The sequence below is a fragment of the Gilliamella sp. Fer1-1 genome, assembly GCF_001690825.1.
Taxonomy (GTDB): Bacteria; Pseudomonadota; Gammaproteobacteria; order Enterobacterales; family Orbaceae; genus Gilliamella; species Gilliamella apicola_C.
In genome coordinates, this window is the sequence record NZ_LZGX01000109.1 from 28,423 (window position 1) to 48,375 (window position 19,953).

20 protein-coding genes are annotated in these 19,953 nt (G+C 32.7%); 2 read left to right on the forward strand and 18 right to left on the reverse strand.

Annotated elements, in window-relative coordinates:
* Positions 1–406 precede the first annotated feature (406 nt).
* Both A9G28_RS11960 and A9G28_RS11965 read right to left on the reverse strand, forming a co-directional pair.
* A complete protein-coding gene (locus A9G28_RS11960) occupies positions 407–1,801 on the reverse strand; it encodes a PTS fructose transporter subunit IIC (RefSeq protein ID WP_065580809.1) in 1,395 nt (464 codons plus the stop codon).
* The gene (locus A9G28_RS11965; RefSeq protein ID WP_065580810.1) at positions 1,794–2,228 is read right to left on the reverse strand and encodes a PTS sugar transporter subunit IIA; all 435 of its coding nucleotides are present in this window, start codon (positions 2,226–2,228) and stop codon (positions 1,794–1,796) included. Before A9G28_RS11965 ends, A9G28_RS11960 begins: the two co-directional genes overlap by 8 nt.
* Positions 2,229–2,593: 365 nt before the next feature.
* Between A9G28_RS11965 and A9G28_RS11970 the strand changes: the two genes are divergently transcribed.
* Entirely contained in the window at positions 2,594–3,955 is a 1,362-nt protein-coding gene (locus A9G28_RS11970) for an APC family permease (protein WP_065580811.1), read from the forward strand.
* Between the two features lie 120 nt (positions 3,956–4,075).
* Here the strand turns inward: A9G28_RS11970 and A9G28_RS11975 are convergent, their stop codons facing one another.
* From A9G28_RS11975 to A9G28_RS12035, 13 genes are all read right to left on the reverse strand, one after another.
* A complete protein-coding gene (locus A9G28_RS11975) occupies positions 4,076–4,339 on the reverse strand; it encodes an HPr family phosphocarrier protein (protein ID WP_034913021.1) in 264 nt (87 codons plus the stop codon).
* Between the two features lie 136 nt (positions 4,340–4,475).
* Positions 4,476–5,414: a phosphatidate cytidylyltransferase gene (locus A9G28_RS11980; RefSeq protein ID WP_065580812.1), complete on the reverse strand. Its 939-nt coding sequence runs from the start codon at positions 5,412–5,414 to the stop codon at positions 4,476–4,478.
* 56 nt (positions 5,415–5,470) lie between these two features.
* Positions 5,471–5,965: a hypothetical protein gene (locus A9G28_RS11985; protein ID WP_065580813.1), complete on the reverse strand. Its 495-nt coding sequence runs from the start codon at positions 5,963–5,965 to the stop codon at positions 5,471–5,473.
* Between the two features lie 11 nt (positions 5,966–5,976).
* Positions 5,977–7,290: a phosphatase PAP2/dual specificity phosphatase family protein gene (locus A9G28_RS11990; protein ID WP_065580814.1), complete on the reverse strand. Its 1,314-nt coding sequence runs from the start codon at positions 7,288–7,290 to the stop codon at positions 5,977–5,979.
* Between the two features lie 6 nt (positions 7,291–7,296).
* Positions 7,297–9,054, reverse strand: a complete 1,758-nt coding sequence (locus tag A9G28_RS11995; RefSeq protein ID WP_065580815.1) for a bifunctional alpha/beta hydrolase/class I SAM-dependent methyltransferase — start codon at positions 9,052–9,054, stop codon at positions 7,297–7,299.
* A gap of 3 nt (positions 9,055–9,057) precedes the next feature.
* Positions 9,058–9,675, reverse strand: coding sequence for a CDP-alcohol phosphatidyltransferase family protein (locus tag A9G28_RS12000; protein ID WP_065580816.1), 618 nt, complete (start codon positions 9,673–9,675; stop codon positions 9,058–9,060).
* A 152-nt stretch (positions 9,676–9,827) separates the two neighbouring features.
* Entirely contained in the window at positions 9,828–10,547 is a 720-nt protein-coding gene (locus tag A9G28_RS12005) for an epoxyqueuosine reductase QueH (protein ID WP_065566245.1), read from the reverse strand.
* A 312-nt stretch (positions 10,548–10,859) separates the two neighbouring features.
* Positions 10,860–12,050, reverse strand: a complete 1,191-nt coding sequence (locus A9G28_RS12010; RefSeq protein WP_065580817.1) for an ABC transporter permease — start codon at positions 12,048–12,050, stop codon at positions 10,860–10,862.
* Positions 12,047–13,207 (reverse strand): ABC transporter permease, encoded by a 1,161-nt coding sequence (locus A9G28_RS12015; protein ID WP_065580818.1) that lies wholly within the window; start codon positions 13,205–13,207, stop codon positions 12,047–12,049. The genes A9G28_RS12010 and A9G28_RS12015 overlap by 4 nt, the downstream gene beginning before the upstream one ends.
* A 41-nt stretch (positions 13,208–13,248) precedes the next feature.
* Positions 13,249–14,226, reverse strand: coding sequence for an HlyD family secretion protein (locus A9G28_RS12020; RefSeq protein ID WP_065580819.1), 978 nt, complete (start codon positions 14,224–14,226; stop codon positions 13,249–13,251).
* 365 nt (positions 14,227–14,591) lie between these two features.
* Complete coding sequence (locus A9G28_RS12025; RefSeq protein WP_065580820.1) at positions 14,592–14,894, reverse strand: hypothetical protein; 303 nt, start codon at positions 14,892–14,894, stop codon at positions 14,592–14,594.
* Between the two features lie 117 nt (positions 14,895–15,011).
* A complete protein-coding gene (locus tag A9G28_RS12030; RefSeq protein ID WP_065566475.1) occupies positions 15,012–15,302 on the reverse strand; it encodes a hypothetical protein in 291 nt (96 codons plus the stop codon).
* A 262-nt stretch (positions 15,303–15,564) separates the two neighbouring features.
* Positions 15,565–15,924, reverse strand: coding sequence for a hypothetical protein (locus A9G28_RS12035; RefSeq protein ID WP_065580821.1), 360 nt, complete (start codon positions 15,922–15,924; stop codon positions 15,565–15,567).
* Positions 15,925–16,530: 606 nt separating this feature from the next.
* Here A9G28_RS12035 and A9G28_RS12040 point away from each other — a divergent pair.
* Entirely contained in the window at positions 16,531–16,995 is a 465-nt protein-coding gene (locus A9G28_RS12040) for an STY0301 family protein (RefSeq protein WP_065580822.1), read from the forward strand.
* A gap of 771 nt (positions 16,996–17,766) precedes the next feature.
* On the opposite strand, the gene A9G28_RS12045 is transcribed toward A9G28_RS12040, so the two are convergent.
* The 3 genes from A9G28_RS12045 to A9G28_RS12055 form a co-directional block, all read right to left on the reverse strand.
* Entirely contained in the window at positions 17,767–18,447 is a 681-nt protein-coding gene (locus A9G28_RS12045; protein ID WP_065580823.1) for a hypothetical protein, read from the reverse strand.
* Positions 18,448–18,458: 11 nt separating this feature from the next.
* Positions 18,459–19,457, reverse strand: a complete 999-nt coding sequence (locus tag A9G28_RS12050; protein WP_065580824.1) for a phage integrase — start codon at positions 19,455–19,457, stop codon at positions 18,459–18,461.
* Between the two features lie 63 nt (positions 19,458–19,520).
* Entirely contained in the window at positions 19,521–19,949 is a 429-nt protein-coding gene (locus A9G28_RS12055) for a hypothetical protein (protein WP_065580825.1), read from the reverse strand.
* Positions 19,950–19,953: the final 4 nt, after the last annotated feature.

The window sequence follows — 19,953 nt, forward strand, 5'->3', positions numbered from 1 at the left end:
ACTTCATCAACTATCCTAGTAAGTGAAGTACAAATAGATGTATCAATATTTCTCATCGTATTGAGTACCGCAACCTGTTATCAGTTAAATGTTAGCATCTTAGGTTATTACCCTTAACTTAAACGTGAACTTAAAGCATGTTTTAGTGTGCCAAGCTAACTAAATGATATATCAGAAAAAACGACAAATCATCACGATAAAAATCAGCCAGAAAAACCATTGATTTTATTGAAGTTTTTTAAAGCAATAGGAATCAATAACATTAATCTTTTTGCAATAGGCTTTAAATAATAAATCGTTATTAAACATAAAAAAATAAAACTAGAATAATTTAAATTTAACTTTTTTATTGTAAATTGCTACACCAACAATAATTGGTGATGTAGCACTAATAATTATTTAACAGCTAGTCAGCTTCGGGAGCAATTTCCAGTTCTGATTTTGTCGGAGTTTTTTTGGTAAAATGTAAGATTCCAGCAATAATCAATGCCCCGATAAACATATCAATTACATACCAAATTGCTCCTTTGGTCACCCCGCCTAACGCAACTAAACCACCAAATGCGACTAATGAATCAATACCATTAATCATACCTAGCATACCAGCAATTGCAGTACCAATAACAATGGCAACAATGACATGTTTTGGATCTTTAGCCGCAAAAGGGATGGCTCCTTCCGTAATACCAGCTAACGATAAAAAGAAAGCGGTAATACCAAACTCTTTTTCTTCTTTGCTGTATTTTGATCGTGAAACAATTAATGATGATACCGCCAATCCCAATGGAGGAATAGCACAGCACATACGAAATACCCCATTTGGACCATAAACTCCCTCAGCCATAGCTGCTAAAGTAAACGCGGTTGCCGCTTTGCTACAAGGACCGCCCATATCCAATGCAGCTAATATGCCTATACCAATACCTAAAAATGCCGCGTTAACCTCTGACATACCTTTTAAGGCGGCTACCATTGCTTTAACAAACCACTCAAGAGGATAAGATAAAACATAAATATAAATGGGTGCCATAACCAATAAAGTTACTGTAGGTATTATCATCACGGGCATCACTGACGCAATTACTGGATGCACTTTAACTGTTTTAAACCATTTAACAAAATAACCAGTTAAAATACCAAAAATCATGGCGCCAATAAAACCTGTACTGACTTGATTTACACCAATTGGATTATTAACTACATATCCCATAATAAATGCCGGCGCTAAAGCGGCATTACCACCTATAGAATAAGCCATATAAGCTGCCAACACAGGGACCATCATGGCAAAGCCATATAATGCAACTTGTTTTAAATCCGCAAAAAATTGATTACTTGGCAAAATAGTGTCATTAGCCACATCACCAGTCATTAATACAATAGAGAAAAGGATTCCCGATGCGATAATTACAGGTAAAAATTTGCTAATACCGGTATTCAATGCTCTAAATATTTCAGTTCCAATGCTATCTTTAACAACTTTTGTTGACATTATTTCGGCATTATCAAAAATATGGGCAGTATTTTTAACCGCTTCACCCGTACTAACTTTAATAATGTTTTTATACGGTTCAAGCCTATCGGCATTTTCAATTGAAATATCAGAGGCTAATATAATGACATCAGCCAGTTTAAGATCTTGTTCTGTTAATGAATTTTCAATACCTGCCGCACCTTGAGTTTCAACTTTATAATCCCAGCCACGCTTCTTCGCTTCATTTTCAATTTTTTGTTTAGCAATATAAGTATGTGCCATGCCTGCTGTACAAGCACAAATTGCAACAATCTTCTTTTTATTCATATAGACCTCGAATCTTATTTGCTACAGATTGAATATCAATTTTAAGTAAATCTTGAATAAAATCATCATCAGCTAGATTAGATGCTAATTTAGCAATAATGGCTAAGTGTTCTTTATTAGCATTTTCTGGTGCACCAATCAAAATGACTAATTTTACTTTGTTGCCATTATTCCAAATAATGCCATCAATATATTTTCCAACAACTATAAAGGGCATTTTAACCGCAATGCTTTTAGCGTGAGGTAAAGCGACATCTGGCAACACATCCGTTTCCATTTCTTGTTCATGAATCATTACATCGTCAAAAAAGGTTTTGACATCAGTTAAATATGCTTGGCTAGTTTCAGCCATTAAATTAATCACTGCTGATTTTTGATTGACAATATCACGAGTTAAATCAACCGATAAAACAGGAATGGATAACATAGATAGATCCTCTTTTTGATAATAGGTTTCCTCAATGGCTTAGTTTTCGCTCTATACTGTAAATTTAATATACAATAATTTATATACACTCACATGGATTTTGCCTAGCAAATATTAGATATCGATCACAAATATGAAAATTGAAACTTAAGCTTTAACCAAGCAATTTGAATTTAATTAACCTAAAATAACTAGTGACATGGTTTAAAGCTTATAATCTACACGCTTTAATAATTTTTACTAAAAATTAGCTTGCATAATTATTATAATGTGGCAGAATTCCTTGCCGCTTTCAGCGGGTAAAAAGGCAAAACTATACTTAGTAGTTTTTTATTGTTTTTTGGGACAGAGGAGTAAAGTTAATCATGTCCGCAATAAAAATGAAACGAGTTTTAACCACACCTGCATTAATTGCATTTGGTTTAGCTTATATGGTTCCTTTGGGGATCTTTACCACTTATGGGGAAGTCACTGTTGCCAGCAATGGACACTTACCTATAGCCTATATCATCACCCTTGCAATGATCTTTTTTACAGCCTTGAGCTATTGCCGAATGGCAAATAAATTGCCCATTGCTGGTTCTGCTTATTCCTATGTACAACGTACTTTTGGTGGAAAAGTTGGATTTTTGGTGGGTTGGGCACAAATTCTTGATTACCTATTTCTACCGATATTAAATTATTTAGTGTTAGGTATATATTTACACGATCGATTTGATTGTATTCCAGCTTATGTTTTTGTATTAGGATCACTTTTCAGTGTCAGTATCTTAAACTATCTTGGAATAAAATTAATCAATTGGGTTAATTTTACTTTGAACTTTTTTCAAGTAGTGTTCATCGTATTATTTGTTATATTAACGTTAAATAATGTCAATTTAACACCTGAAGCAATGGCAAAACCATTATTGATTACAACAGATGACTTTAGCGGACTGTTTTCTGGCGCGGCTATATTGTGTCTTGCATTTTTAGGCTTTGATGCAATAGCTACTCTAGCCGAAGAATCAAATGACGCTAAAAAATCATTACCAAAAGCAATTTTATGCACCGTACTTATTGCTGGATGTATATTCTTAATTGTTTCGTATTGTGCGCATTTAGCTTACCCTGAATGGACTGATTTTATAGACAACAAAGATACTGCAAGTTTGGATGTCGTGCGTCGTGTTGATGATATTAGTCAATTGGGTGGAGAGTTCATGTATAACTTCTTCCAAGCGGCTTACGTAACTGGTGTTTTTGCCTCAGCAATGACTGCTCAAACTAGTGTGTCACGAATCTTTTATGCAATGGGGCGTGAAGGAGTATTACCAAAACAGATCTTCTATAAAATTCATCCGCGCTTTAGAACGCCTTATTTATCAATTATCTTTGTTGCTTGTTTTTCATTACTATCGTTAGTATTAGAGCTTGGCTTAGTTGTTTCTATGATTAGTTTTGGCGCATTAGTTGCATTTACTTTTGTTAATTTATGCGTAATTAAAAGCTACCTAGGCGGAAATGCAAAGAAAACAGTACCAATGCTTTTAAAATATGGTCTAATACCTACTATTGGTATTTTACTTTCATTATGGCTATGGACAAGTCTTGAAACGACAGCTATGACCGTCGGTTTAATTTGGTTGGCGTTTGGATTCTGTTATTTACTTTATCTAACTAAATGTTTTACTAAATCATTACCATCAATTGATCCTAATGAATTGAATTCAATCATTAAAGATTAATTTAATCTTTTTAAATAGGTCTACTTAAAAGTTTAGTTACGTCTTTTTTAAAAATGATTCCGTCGACCTTAGTCGACGGAATAATGAAGTATTTGATGTTAGTCTGATTAACTCAGTTAATTACTCACCAAAACCAGTAGCAAATAATTCACGAATTTCATCCATTGCTGCTTGTTCATCTTCACCATCACAAATGATTTCAACGGTTGAGCCACCTTTAACACCAGCACCAAGTAATCCCATCATACTTTTCAATTTAATTGCTTTGTCATTATAAACAAGCTCAATTGATGATTTATAGCGACCGGCTAATTTAACGAGTGTTGTAACTGGGCGAGCATGTAAGCCCGTTGAATTTTTAACTACCATTTGCTCTTTTAGCATAATAAAGTCCTTATTTCTATCTTAATGTTAATACAATACTTGTATTTATATCATAAATTAAACTGTTTTGCTCTTTTTTTACGTGTATATTTTTTAATTTATCTAAACTGCTTGGTTATCTACAGTTAACATAAGGTTATACCCAAAAATAGCGCATAACGTGAAAAAAGATAGGTGCAGTAAAACAGACAGAATCAAGACGATCAAGCACACCACCATGACCACCGATTAGCTTTCCCCAATCTTTTACACCTCTATCACGTTTAATGGCTGACATAACCAATCCCCCTAGAAAGCCTAGTAACGTAAGCATAAGTGAAATTAAACCAGCTTGTATAAAGCTAAAAGGGGTTATCCAAAATAAGCAAGCACCTAGTAAACTTGCTGATAATATTCCACCAATAAATCCTTCAATAGTTTTAGATGGTGATAAATTCGGGCTAATTTTGCGTTTGCCAAACAACTTACCAAATACGTATTGCAATACATCAGAAAGTTCAACAACTAACACTAAATAAGCAATTAATAAAAGGTTACGATCTTGATAATTATCAATAGGTAATGTTAATAGTGCTGGTACGCAAGAAATACTATAAACTGTAATCATTACCCCCCATTGCACTTCAGCGGTTCGTGCTAAAAAATTATCTGTTGAGCCGGTTATTGTTGCCAATATCGCTAATAATAAAAAACCATAAACAGGAATAAAAATACTAAACAATCCATACCATGATATAGCCACTAAAATATATTGCACGGGTAAAGCAATACAATAAGCAAATATCAAGACATAAAAATCATAACGATTAACAGGAGTTAAACTGAGAAATTCGCGTAATGCAATGCCTGATGCGACAAAGAATAAAAAAATAACAGCTAATTTTCCTATTAAAAAAGCAATACCAATAATTGCCACCATCACCCACCATGCATTGATGCGAGTATTCAGGTTATCGATGACTTTATTAGGGCTATTCAGTCGTTTTTTTAACAACCAACCAATAATAGAAGCCATCACAAGTAAAATACCGATACCAACAAACAATAATAAAGTATCTTTTTGATAATTAGACATTGTTGTTTTCCTTTATTGCTTGTTTAATATGATGGTACATTTTAGCTAAACGCTTGTTAACATAATTGGATAAGGCCACTGATCCATGCGCCTATTAACAACATGATTTGTATTACTAGCATAATGATTTGTTGTTTAAATAGCTTTAAGGTTCCTTGTTGACGCTCGGTAATAGTTCGTGTTGCTAATGGCTTAGATTTAATTAAATGAAAGTCCATTAATGCATTATCTAAATCAATAAGTGTATTGATTAAGCATTCATTGCTGGTAGCTAAATAATCAAATAACTTTTTGTCAAATTTGATCCGTAATGCATAATAAACACCCACTATTCCCATAATAAAGGCCAGAAAATAAAAAACAGTTGATAATAAACTGCTATTAATCATTCCACTTGTTATCAACGCAAAAAATAAGGCGATAATGGTTAATAGTAACGAAAATATACCGATAGGCAAGCTGATAGAGAGTATACTACAAAATGTCACCAATGATGTTTGACTAACTGTTGCTGTTTTTGTTGCTATTCCTGCATCATCGTGATTTAACATATTTATTCTCTTCATGTTATTTTTGCATACCAATTCGACAAAATTAATTGTTGTTTAGCCGTAATAACCACGTTATGACGATATAATTTTACCTTAGCTATAGCCTCATTTAAGCTAGTTACTCTTTGGGTCATTAATAACCAAGCAATAATTGCCGTAGCACTGCGTGAATACCCCAACGCACAACAGACTAATAATTTGCCTTGCTTATGATATTGTTCAATAATTTCGGCTGCTTGTTGACACTCATCCATGGTAAGTGGTGTCATATCCAATACTGGAATCAATTTATAATGGCCATTAAATTGGGCTATTGGTAATTCAGCACAAAGATCTACAATCGACGTAAACTGATTGGCTTGTAATGTCTTATTAGACGGTATACGACCTAAATAAACATTATCAATAATCAAATCCGTTGGATTATTTTTAAATGTCCATAATCGTGAATTAACCCACATAATAATAAAATAAGGCAAGTATAAAATAGTAACAGCTAAATTAAAGTGGCCATTAGTCTGTTTTTGAAATCCTGCTGCGCCAAATAATAAATAATTGAGGGAAACCAACAAAAATACACCTGAAACCCATAATAACCATAATGCCCAAGAAGAAAAGTAGATAGCAGAACAAAACGACAATAAAAACAGTAAAAAATAGGCGCTACCCCACACATATTGTTTAGGTAATTGATTGTTTGTTATTGGTGATAAATGATTGTCTGGCCATAACCAAACACAAAAGCACCCTACCCAAAGCCCAGTTGGGATGTCAAAGAAATGATGTTGCCAAGTGGTTAATACTGATAAACCGATCAATAAACACCAAATATGCAAAATATAGCGCCATATTCCTCGAAAATAACGGGCGTAAAATTGCCATAAAATAACCAATAAGGGTATATGAAGCGATGGTGCTTGATTAAAAGGTTTATCAAATCCCATTAAAATATCAAATAATAGCCCCGATAATCCATCTAATACAGGGCACTCAAAAGAATACTTTAGCGGAAAGATCAAAAAGCAAGCTATGCAAATAATCTGAGCAGATAAAAGACGAAAACAAAGAATTTTTAGTGTTCGATAAGAACTAGCCAGCAAAATTGCAAGCCCATACATACAGTCTATCGACCAATAAGGTATGATAGACCAAGGCCATAAAGGAATTGATCTTTCCCATTCAAAAACGATACTTCCGACATCGTTACGTGTAGAAGTAAACCAGTTTGCAAAATTATAGCTAGTAAAAAAGAACACGGTCAAACTTATTAACCATATTAATTTATAAGTAATCAGCTTATTAAACCGCCATGTTACGCTAGTCATGACTAATTATTTCATTCGTTGTGCAAGTGATACTGTAAAAATGCCCCATTGATCAATACGCATGGTTATTTTTCTAAAACCAGCCGATGCAACCAATTGATCCATTTCCAGTTGCGTACGCCTGCGCATAATCCATGGCTTTCCATCTCGATGAGATGTTAAAGCTCTTGCAATAAACTCTAGCTGTGGATGCCATGGCTGGTTGGTATAAATTAAATATCCTCCTTCAGGAATAGACTCAGCGAGCCCTGCTAAAGAATCACGTAACATCTGATTATCACTAAATAGCTCATATAATCCCGAAACCACAGCTAATGTGGGATTAGGTGACAATTGGGCTAATTGCTGTCGATTAAAGGCGTCTCCTTTTTCAAAACGCGCTATAGCCGTTAAGCCTTTTTCTTCTATTAATGCTCTGCCTTTTTGTACATTAATATCGCTGTAATCTCGTAATAATACAGAATTAGGTTTGTTGGCAATTTGATTAACCGTTTCTAAAATATAACGCCCGTGCCCTGCTGCTATATCAACAATATTCACAGAATGGTTCTGTTCGTGTAATTTATTGATAGCTAATTTTAATAGTTCTTCAAGATGTTCTTTACGTTGCCGAATGCCTCGCCAACCAATCGATTGAAGATAGATATAATCAAAAAAACGTCCTAGTTTTGATGTTCCTGATGGTTCATTACGATAAACATAATCAAGTGTGCTGCCCGAATCAAATCCAGTATCAAACCCTAGTTTGATCCCATCTGAGAGTTTACTCGCATATTTTAAATTAGCTTTAATAAATCGCCAATATAAAGGCTTAATCCAACCTGATGGCGGCAATGTTAAATTATCAGCCTCTTGCCTTGTGTATCCCATTAAATCAGCATTGGTTAATAATGGCACGCATGGTTGATTAGCAAAACAACCAATAATAAATCGTCTTGCATAATCAATTGCTAATTTACGATCTTTTTCACCAAAAGTATCATGATAAAACCCAGGTAATATATGAAATTCTTTTTGTTCTGTACCTAAATTATTGTAAAACAGTTTTTGTTGTTTACGCTTAACGACATAATCTGAACCAGAAACTAATAACTGTGTTGGTACCGTTATCGCATTTGCATCTTTAACAATGCGATCGGACACTGCATATAAATCCAAAAGTAAGCGTACTGATATTGGTCGTGTTATTAATGGATCTTCTGTGAAAGATTGTGCTCGCTCAGCATCATGTGTCAGCAATTTAGGTTTTACATAACTATTAACAAAAAAGTTACCTTTCAAGTTATACAGTAATTTTAAACCTGGCACAGCTAATGGTACATATAATTTTATGTCAAAAGCTGGCGAACCAAGTACTAAGGCACGAATATTTGGCACATAATCATGTACCCATGCTGAAGCGATAACCGCCCCTACACTTTGGGCTATAATAGCAATATCTTCTTGGCATATATCATACTCATGCATAATATGCTCAATAAAACAGTTTGCATCTTTAATTAAAGTCGCAAAATTAGGAGCATCACCACGTTCACCCTCCGATTGCCCATTACCTCTCGCATCCCAAGCAAAAATTTGATAATTGGGTAGATTTAACTCATCAGCTAGATGAGCAACTCGCCCAGAGTGTTCATGACCACGATGAAAAAGAACAATTGCTCGCGAAGGCTTAGCATTGCTGTCACTATCAACTGCTGGCCAATAACGGTAAAATAATTGACAGCCATCATGACTAATAAATGTTTTTTCTTGCTGTTCACGCATAACTTATACCTTGTTATTTTTTGATTCTTGTAATCCCTTTCTGACTCTATTAATCACAGTAATTAATAGCAAAAAGGTAATAAGCAACAATAGTATATTGAGCCAATCAAGCGGCAATAAATAGGTAGCAATCCCCAAACTAATTAGACTAAACGCAAAAGCACGATCACTTTTACCCATTGGTCCATCATAACGTCGAGCGCAACCAACCATCAGACCTAACACGCCAACATACTCCGTTAAAAATGATAACAAAACAATGACTATCACCAAACTGGTATCGACTTGATTTATTTGCGTAAAGATTAATAGCAACGCACAATCCGAAACCACATCACAAATCTCATTCAAATAAGCCCCTAAATTTGATTTTTGGTTATATTCTCTTGCTAACATACCGTCAATAGCATTAAGCGCCATACGGATAAACATCCATATTGGAATAAGACCAAAAATCCATTGATAAGCGGCAAATCGACCAACAATAAAAGCGATTAAAATTGATCCAAAACACGCCATTAGTGTTACCTGATTAGCGGTTATATTGGCACTATAAAGATAATCGGCATAAGGTCGAAGAAATGCTTGGAATTTAGGTTTTAATTGATAAATCGACAACACGACTAATCCTTATTATAAATGCATAACTACGATTAATTTTTATAAACTATACCATAATATTGTGACTATATAATGATTAATTCAATTTAGCCATATGGGCTTTAATGAACTAATCATACTTTCAGTTTATTTTTAATAATCTAATCAAATAGCTAAATCCCCTTTTCTAATCCTTGCTTAGCGATAGCTATCACATTTTTTAAATCAACACCTTGCGCTTTGGCAGCAAAAATGCAACCACAATAACATTGCCGATATACATCATACTCTTTGCAAAGTTCAACCGAACGCTTATAACCATTATTCTTTTTAAAATCAGAAGGAAGATAATTTACTGAAAAAAGCTCTTGAATTTCAAATCCAAGATCATTAATTTTTTGACTATTTTTTTTAGGACTAAGCGTTAATGCACTAGCAAAATAATCAAATCCCAATTCTTGGGCTTTAATCGCAGCTAAGTCTAAACGCATTTTGTAACAAATATGACAACGCTCACCACCTTCTGGAGCATCACGTAAATGGCTAACTTTCTTAATAAATTCTGCTGGCTGATAAGGTGCTTCTAAAAATTGTACGTTATTACCTGTTTTTTGATTAAAATCAGCAATAAATTTTTGTTGTACCATACTACGATGCTCATATTCAACTCGAGGATGAATGTTTGAATTAGCAAAATAAATGGTAATATCTGCGTACTGCGCTAAGTACTCTAAAACATAGGTACTACAAGGTGCACAGCAACTATGAATCAATAATTTAGGCCGCACCGATTTAGATTGCCAATGAGCTATCACCTCTTTTAATACAGAATCGTAATTTACTTTATTATGTGGATTTAATTTTTCTAGAATATTTTTAGCATTGATTAACATGAGGACTCTTTTATTTGTTATTTTGATGAATAAAGTCTTTATGGCGCGCTATGATATAGATATATATATTGCGACACAAGATCAATAGTTAAATCTTTATATTGAAATGTATAATTTACTTAAAAGATTTTGCCAAAAAACAAATTAATTGATATGACCACAAATAATTTAAAAAAATTGCAATAATAGATTATTTGTAAATAACCAAATGGTATAGAAAGCTGAATATTTTTTACAAAATATAATAAAAATAGTTAAATCAATTTTGTTAATACGTCAAATAAATATGATAAAACGGATATATGACAGTATTTAACTTTCTTTACTAGCATTTGCTATCATTGCCTTTTGCACGTACCGCTTTTCTAAAATAAAAGCGATACAGAAATAGACAATAGTTAATATCCATAAATGCCAATATTGTTGGCTAAATTCGGAAAAGTTTGCGCCCATTTGATTAATTTTTACCGAACCGACTATAGCGGGAACGGCTGGAAATATATCGCCAATCAGATGAAACAAATAAGGCATTAATTCTTTGGGCCAAGACAATCCTGTCATAAAAAATATAATCATACTTGACGGTATAATTAAGCAAAACACATCGCTGACTGTATGAACAAAATGCGATACAACTTTACCGAATAATGCCGTAGACAAAATAAAGGGAATTATAAATGATAAAGAAACTAAAACGTGACCTAGCCTTGGTAAATCATACCAATAGTTAGCAAATACGGTATAAATAATAAAATAGATCAAATAAAGCGCTAAATAAGTTAATAACTTACCAGAAAGTAATAGTAATGCAGATGATGCTGCGTGACTTTGCTGCTGAATAAACTTTATTTCAAATTCTGAATTTTTACTAAATAAACGACACAACGTGCTACCAATAAGTAATGTTTGGTATAAAATCAAAATAAAAGCAGCAGGAATAATATACGTCGCATACCCCGATTGTGGATTAAATAAACTAATTAACTGCGTATTAAAAGGTGCGGTATTATTAGTGGCTATCGCAGGATCTGTGCCTTGTGCTATTTTCCGTGAAATTGAAATTTTAGCACCAAAATCACCAGCAACAGTATTAATAGCTGTTGCAACATTACTATAAATTAAAATATAGCTTGCATCACCATAATATATAATAGGACTAGGAGTCCCTTCTAAGATATGCTGCTGAAAGCGATATGGGATAAGTAATGCCCCATAGATTTTACGTTGCTCAATAAGTGATTTAGCCGTTTGCAAATCCGCAATATGTAAATCTATTTTTATCGATTTATTCGCATCCATTTGCCTTATTAGCTCTCGACTATAATTGGTATTATCTTGGTCGATCACAGCAATTGGTACATCTCTTATCGCTTCATGTAAATAAGGTTGCGGATAAAAGAAGAAATAAAGAAAGATCCCAATAAACATGACACTTGCGATCGCCTTAGTTTGGAAAATACGCTTTAATTCGTCATAGGAAATTAATAGCAAAGATTTAATCATATTAACCGCCTACGAATCTTTCGTAAATGAAAAGAGATCAGAATTGCCATAACACTAAATTGAATCAATAAATAAAAAAATGGCTCTAATGATGTTATCATATTTGGAGCTCTAAGTGTTTGATCTAGCCGAATTTGTATGTACCATGTCACGGGTAATAAAGCGCCCCAAATAGAAGCAAAAATGTTCATCGCAATACGAGGAAAAATAAGTCCTGTAAAACCAAAACCTGGTGATGCAACTAAACTTGCAGTACCATAAGCTTGCGCCAATGTTGAGCCTGTCAAACCAAAAAAAATGCCGTATAAACAAGATGTTAAAATAAATCCTATATCACCAATCAAAAGCAACATAAACTGCCCATTGAGCGGTAAATTAAAATAAATTATTAAAATTGTATCAAATAAAATCAGGCAAAATAAAAAATAGCAAAAATAAGGAAAGATTCGCCCCAATAAAAAAATAAAAATATTATGATTAGCGAATTGGAATATTTTTTGATAACTTGTTACATCAAACCGATCTCGGGTAACACTAGTAACCATTGCTAGCATAATAATTATCTGCAAAATGGTAGGAATTATGCCACTAATCAAGGTATACAAGTAATTTAATGTTGGGTTATATAATGGATGTAAACTCGTTGGAACAGTTTGCATTTGTTTTTGCGCAACTGGCGCAGCAACCCCTTTTTCTTGTAGTTGTTGCAATACTATTTGACTATTAGCTGTTTTTAACGCAGAGCTCATCGCTCGAAAAATAATCGTGCCTGCCGACATATACTGATTATTATAAAAAGCCACTACTTCTGGTTGATGGCCTGCAATAAGATCTTTTTCAAATTTAGGTTGAATAAAAAGTACCGCATAAACATCACCTTTAATCAAGGCATGCTTAGCAGATGAAAGATCTTGGTAGCGTTCAGCAACCTGTAACTGAGGTGAAGCGGCAACTTGTTGAATCAATAGACGTGATGATGATGTTGTATCCTGATCAACAACAGCTATTGGTACCTGAGTAATCACTCCTGCATGGTACATATAAAAAAACAAAAAAATAAACAATAAAGGATAGATGAAAACCAACAAAAACAAAAAACGCTGTTTAATTAATTTATGCAGTTCCCATATAATCACTTTTAATAGCGAATTAGCCATTAATGCCGTTCCCTTTTGTGTAAAATCTCCACATTATTATGTTAACGAGATTGCCATTTGGTGGTAACGCTCATTCCAGGACGGAGACCAGACACTTGATTAATTGGTTTGGCGCGCATTTCAAAGGTTTTTAAATCAAAGTCACCCGTCGCTTTAGTCGCTTGCCAATTGGCATATTGTCCTAAAGCATTTAAGACAGTTACTTTAACATCAATGACTTGATTATTTAATGCTGGTACCTTTACCTTGAACGTATCACCGACTTTAAGATCGCCTAATAAATCTTCACGAATATTAAAGGTAAACCAAATATCATTCAAATCAATGATAGAATAAAGTGGAGTTCCAGGGCTATATAATTGCCCTACTTCGGCAACACGAGTTGTAATTTGACCATTAATTGGAGAAACTAAAGTTAATTCATTTACATCAGCGTTGACTTGCTCAAGCGCTGCCTTTGATTGTTCAACCTGTACATCGGCTAATTTTTTCTGTTCTACACTGCTACCATTTTCGGCTAATGCTAGGTTAGCTTTAGCTGCCTCATGTGCTTTAATAGCCGCTTGATATTGGTTAAACGATTCATCGTAATTTTGTTTGGAAACCGTTCCATTTTTAACTAAGCGATTAATTCGCTCATAACTGGTTTGCGCTAATAATAAATCAGATTTCGCTTTATCTAACTGTGCTTTTTGCAGATCAATTGTTTCTGGTCTAGTACTATAAGTATTATCTCGACTTGCCATTGCCACTTTTAATTGGGCTTCAGATGTCGCTAACTGCGCTAATAATGCTGGATTTGAAAGATTAAGAAGAATATCACCCTGTTTAACATTATCTCCAACATCATAATTAAATTGAATAACTCGACCTTGTACTCTAGCCGCCACATCAACACGGTTAGATTCAACCTCACCTTGTAATATAATGGTATTAGGTTGATTTACAAAATATATAATTATAACCATGGCAATAACAGCCATGATTGCTACAATCAAAGAAAGGCGTTTTTTATGCATAAAATTGTGCTTATAAATGATTAGCGAAAAACTAAAATAGAGTTACTAGAGACATAATATAAAGCCAAATATTAAAATACGCAATAAAATGTGACTTTATATGAAGCACGGTGTTTTTCATATTTGGAATGATTTTTGAAAATATTTATTCTTAGTGAAGGCTGAATTATTAACTTTAAAATTTATTTATTGAAAAGACATTGAATCATAATACACTAAAAACTAGCCATCTAAATATAAATGCAACGCTAAGCTTTCGGGCAATAATTTGCGATATCTAAAGCTTTATTTTAGCTATTTCAACAGTAAAGGTATAGATCTACATGATAATAACAACACTACTCTATTACTATTTTTGATTTTGATTAAAAAGGCAAATTTCCTTTTATCGACGAAAATTGCTCAATATTAACACCAAGTGATTTAAAATAATTAACAGCATCAATAATATCAGAGAATTGTTTAATTTGCTCAATGCCATAATCCTCTATAACGTCCATCTTACTTTCAATGATATAAAAAAGGTAAGTGCTATAAAATCCGCTTTTCTTTTTCAATGCATATTGAAAAAAATAGCGCTCTCCATTTATTTCCTTTATTTCATCACATCCCCTGACTTTACCTTTTTCAATAGCGGAAAGTAAATTTTTGATTAAAAGATTATCCATCTAAAAGCACCCAGCAGTTTACTACCCAAAGGTTAGTATTTTGTTATGTTAAGGTAAAAGTTTGCTCTACTACATTTTTCAATCTTTAGATTATTGCGAATTCCAGCAAATTAGTCATCAACTACATATAATCAACCCAATAATGGATCCAAGTAACGTTAGCACAACAATCATTTTCCTTTCAACATGGCTGTGAGTCAGTTTGAAACGAAAAGCCTGCATTATAACTAGTATTAGCCCCAAGATTGCCATTACTAGACCTATATTACCAGAGCTATCTTTTGGCAATTTAGTCATGGTATTATCCATTTCTTGCATCCAATCGTATTTGCTAGAACCCATAACTAATAAGATAAACATACCGGCTAAGTAAATCACATAGTGTATAATAGCAATAATTTTTCTCATATAAATAAACTTGTAAAGTTGGTTAGAATTAAGTAGAAAGTGACCATAGCTTATTGATTACTTTATTTGGATAATGGGATAGATCTTTTTCTCAATTACAAAAACGTTTACTATTTTTAATTCTCTACAACTATTATTTATTGTAGAGCCCAAAATAAAACTGAGTAAAAAATCGCAATTAAATCTAAACATACTAGCTTTATCAAATAAATAGCAGATAAGTAAAGCTGAACGATTTAAACGCCATCCTAAACGTTCATAACTACTTATAACATACTTCACATTGACCAATTACATCAAACACATGATCATAAGTACTTAAGATATAATGTTCATCACATTCGGTATCAAATACTTTATCAAAACAAGATTTTTTTACCAGTTGATATTTTGATTCATCAATCATCGTAATCGTTAAACTTTTTATATCTTTGAACTTAAAATAAACTAAAACTTCACCACTTAGCCCATTATTTAATTGACAAAAAGATAAATCAAGAGAAGTTACTACCTCTAGTTCCAGAGGATACATATCTAATATGACATTTTTTAGAATAAAGGCATCTCTTCCATATACTTCACCATATAGAGTCTTAATAGCCTGATTATTTACTTTTAGCACCTTACTTTTATCCTTGCTTATCCATTTTTTGTTAAAAATTATTAGATATCATACAATTTTTTTAAGGATCAGGATAAGGTAAAATCAAAAATGGTTAAACTTTATCTGCAAAAAAAATCACACAGTAATTTAGCCGGAGAATATGATCTGCACTTTAGATCACTAAATAAATCAAGCAAAGTGTCTCATTCAAACCTACAGATCATCACAACCAGAAGAAAATAATCTGTTTGCATTACACAAAAAGCTTAAACAGTTGCAAATGGGAAATGGCATCCTAAATGCAAACCAATATCGTTATTCTGGTTACCTTATATAACTACTTAGAGGGCATTAAGAAATTAGGTTCGTATTGTCAGGCTATTCTCCTCCTGTAGAATTTAACAAATCGCTTCTCTCTTAATTTTTTGTTTGCAAATGAGTTGCCATTCCAAAATATTGTAAATTTTATCTTACTTGTTCCTATGCTTATGCCCATAACAATTACCATACATAATTATAGAGTTAAATTCTATATGCTTGACAACACTTATGATCTTTGCATAATTGCAATCTAACATAAAATTAAATGATGATTTATGCCAATATTTTAATAAGGATTTATCAATGGAAAAAATACTAAAGATAGGTGTTGCCTCTTTGGTTTTAATTGGCGCTTTGCACACTGCTAATGCCTATGAAATTACTTGTCCAATAGCGGTGAAAGTTAAATCTGCTCAATTTGATATTGATAGTGTTCCTGACGGTTGGGAAGTTTCAGAAAAAAGAAATGAGCGTAAAGTACTTAATGCCGCAGGTATTTATTCCGATAAACCTGTTAAATTAATTCAATTAAAACCTGAAGTAGGTATTATTGATGGCAAAAAATATGAGTCGACTTGGAGTGTTAATACCATTTATGATAAAGAGGGTAACTGGATTAGCTGTGGCTATAATAGCGACGAAGTGCAATTAATAAAGAAAATCGATCCATCAATGAAAAGCTGCTGGATGACTAGTTCAAAAGATCAATTCGATAATCCTCAAATTGTATTTAAATGCAGCACGAGTGAATTACAAGAAATTCATTAAGCCTATAACTAATTTTCACTCGTAGTAAAAGATTAGTCGAGTGACAAGCTATAAACTATTTCCCGAAAAATGCAAAATCAGATTTGAATACAGAAAAATATCAGCTCATTAAACAAAATTAACATAGCAAGCGGTGAAAAACGATGTTTTATCTGTATTAAATCGCTTTATTAAAAGCCATTTTTTTGTTAATGGCAAGCGCAACATAATGAGACAGAAAGCTAAATCTGAGTTTCTAAGAGGCTAAAAGTTAGAAATAATTCAACTAAACAGATAATTGCAAGAAGAAAAGGATAACAACTCAATAAGGCTAAAACTGTTATTTCTTCAAGGGACATAAATGCTTATCAAAAAAACTTAAAATAAGTATAAAACGACGAAAGATAATAAAGAGAAATATAACTGCAAAATAGTACTATTGCTAATATTGTACAGATAAACTTTAAAAATTTATTTTTACATGCAAAAACGATAATTATACTCAATACAAAAACAGCCAAATACACCCACCAAAAAACAATCAGCGATAATAAAAACATATCAATAATATTTAGTGGCATAGTCATAAACGCCCTTGTTTATTAAATATAAAAAGTAGATAAATCATATAATGGTGGCCCCTACTGGACTTGAACCAGTGACCAATCGATTATGAGTTCTTTAAAGTAGCATTAAAAATCAATAACTTACAATTAAATCAAGCAGTTAACAATATCTATATTAACACATTTAGCTATATAAGGATATAGTCAACCGCCATTTTATCGCCAATTAATTAGTCTCTTCTTTAAGTTCAATAGCTAATTTTATTAAAGCTAGCATTCTTTCATACTTATCAAGATTGTTATAAAAAAACAAACCTAAAATCATTAACCCGCCGTACGAATAAGGAATTATTTCAATCCATTGCCAAGAAATCGCTTTAACTTGAGGTAATAGACCAAGTAAAGATACAATACCTGGAAATATCCCCAACTTATCTAGTGGTCCAAGTACTAAGTTAATTCTCCTTTTTAGGCATTCATATTCATGATTTAATTCTAAATAACCAAATTTCAATTGTTCCATATCTAATGATATAAGAGCTTTTAAATACTTTTTATCTATGACGTAGTTACCCTTCACATTAAAATTAATTGAATGATTTACAGGTAAAGTAAAACTTTTAATATCTTTTTTAAAACTTCTATATATAAATTGAGAGTAATTAAAATGAATCAATAGAAGAGATATTAATAATAACCAAAATGGGTAAAGAGAATCTTTATTTATTAATGATGTTATTATTGCAATCGCATATAAAATAACGGCTATTACGAGTGATAGATGTTGAATGATGAATGATAATATTATTTGTTTTAAATTAAGTTTTAGTTTTAGTTTTGGCTTACGCTTATTTTTCTTATAATAATTTTCTAATTCAATTTTTTTAAATATATTTAATAATTTCATTCAATTTCCTCTTAGTCATTTAATGGATTCAACCTTACCGCATCCTCAAAGTGATCAGGTGCAAAATGTGCGTAGCGCATGGTCATTTTGATATCGGTGTGGCCGAGGATTTTTTGTAAAACTAAAATGTTTCCACCATTCATCATAAAATGACTTGCAAAAGTATGACGTAATACGTGGGTTAATTGTCGTTCGGGTAATTCTATTCCTGCACGATCGATTGCCGAGCGGAACGCTGAATAACAGGGGGTAAATAAGCCACCATTCTTTTTGGGAATTTCGTTAAAGAGTTTGTCGCTAATTGGAATGGTACGATTACGTTTGCCTTTGGTGTTAATGTAGGTGATTTTTCCACCTTTAACTTGTGCGCCCTTTAGACTTTCGGCTTCGCTCCACCTTGCTCCTGTTGCTAGGCAAATTTTAACAATAATGGTTAAATCGGTGGCGGTGCTTTGCTCACAAGATAATAGGAGTTCATGAATTTGCTCTTTTGTTAGATAAGCCATTTCTTGCTCATCGGTTTTAAATGGACGTATTCGTTCAAGTGGATTGTTATGTTGCCATTCCCCTAGCCTGATCAACTCATTAAACATTGCTTTAAAATAAGTTAACTCAAGGTTCATGGTTCGAGGGGCAACATTTTTAATGCGATCGGTTCTAAATATCTCACCATCAATGCGTTTTTGACGATAGTTAGTAAACTGTTTGGACGTGAAATCGGTAGCAAGTGGATGACCTATACAATCATCAGCAAATAACATGGCTTTTAGGCGTTTTTCACCATCTTTAAGCGTTTGCCCATGTAATGAATACCAACTGTTAATTAAATCTGATAAATGGCGTTTATCAATCTTTTCACCCAACCAAGGCTTTTGGTTAGTTTGCTCTTCTAAATAATTTTCGTAAGCTAACGCCTCTCCTTTGGTGGCGAAAGTTTTACGAACTCTACGACCGCCCTCAAGGTATTTTTCGAATAGCCATTTCCCTGATTGTTGTTTTCTAATTGCCATAATTTAGATACAAAAAACACAAATATGTATGTGATATAAATTAAAAATTCTTGTTTTTTACTACTAAAAAAATTTTTTGGGATATAAACAGTTTATTGCATCCAATTTAATTACTAACTCGCTAAGAGCTTGTTGTTTTACATCTAATTTTTCAGAAAATAATTTATTTGTTAGAATTTTTTTTAGTTCTAGTAATAACCGATTTAAATCAGAAAACTCCTTAAATTTACCAATAACCTTGAGCTCATAACTATGTCGTTGAATTTTTTTATGGTAAGCAACCATCAAATGATAGTCACTAATCTCAAAATTATTTCTGTGATAAATATCTAAAAATAATTCAAGTACCTTTTGATTTATATTTTCTAAATTATCAATTAATTCATTATATTTTGCATGCCTAGCACTTCGGCACCCTAAATAATACCCTATAGGAATTCCCAATAAAGTGAAAAATAAAGAAGTTAATGAAATATAATCAGAAGCGGTCATTATT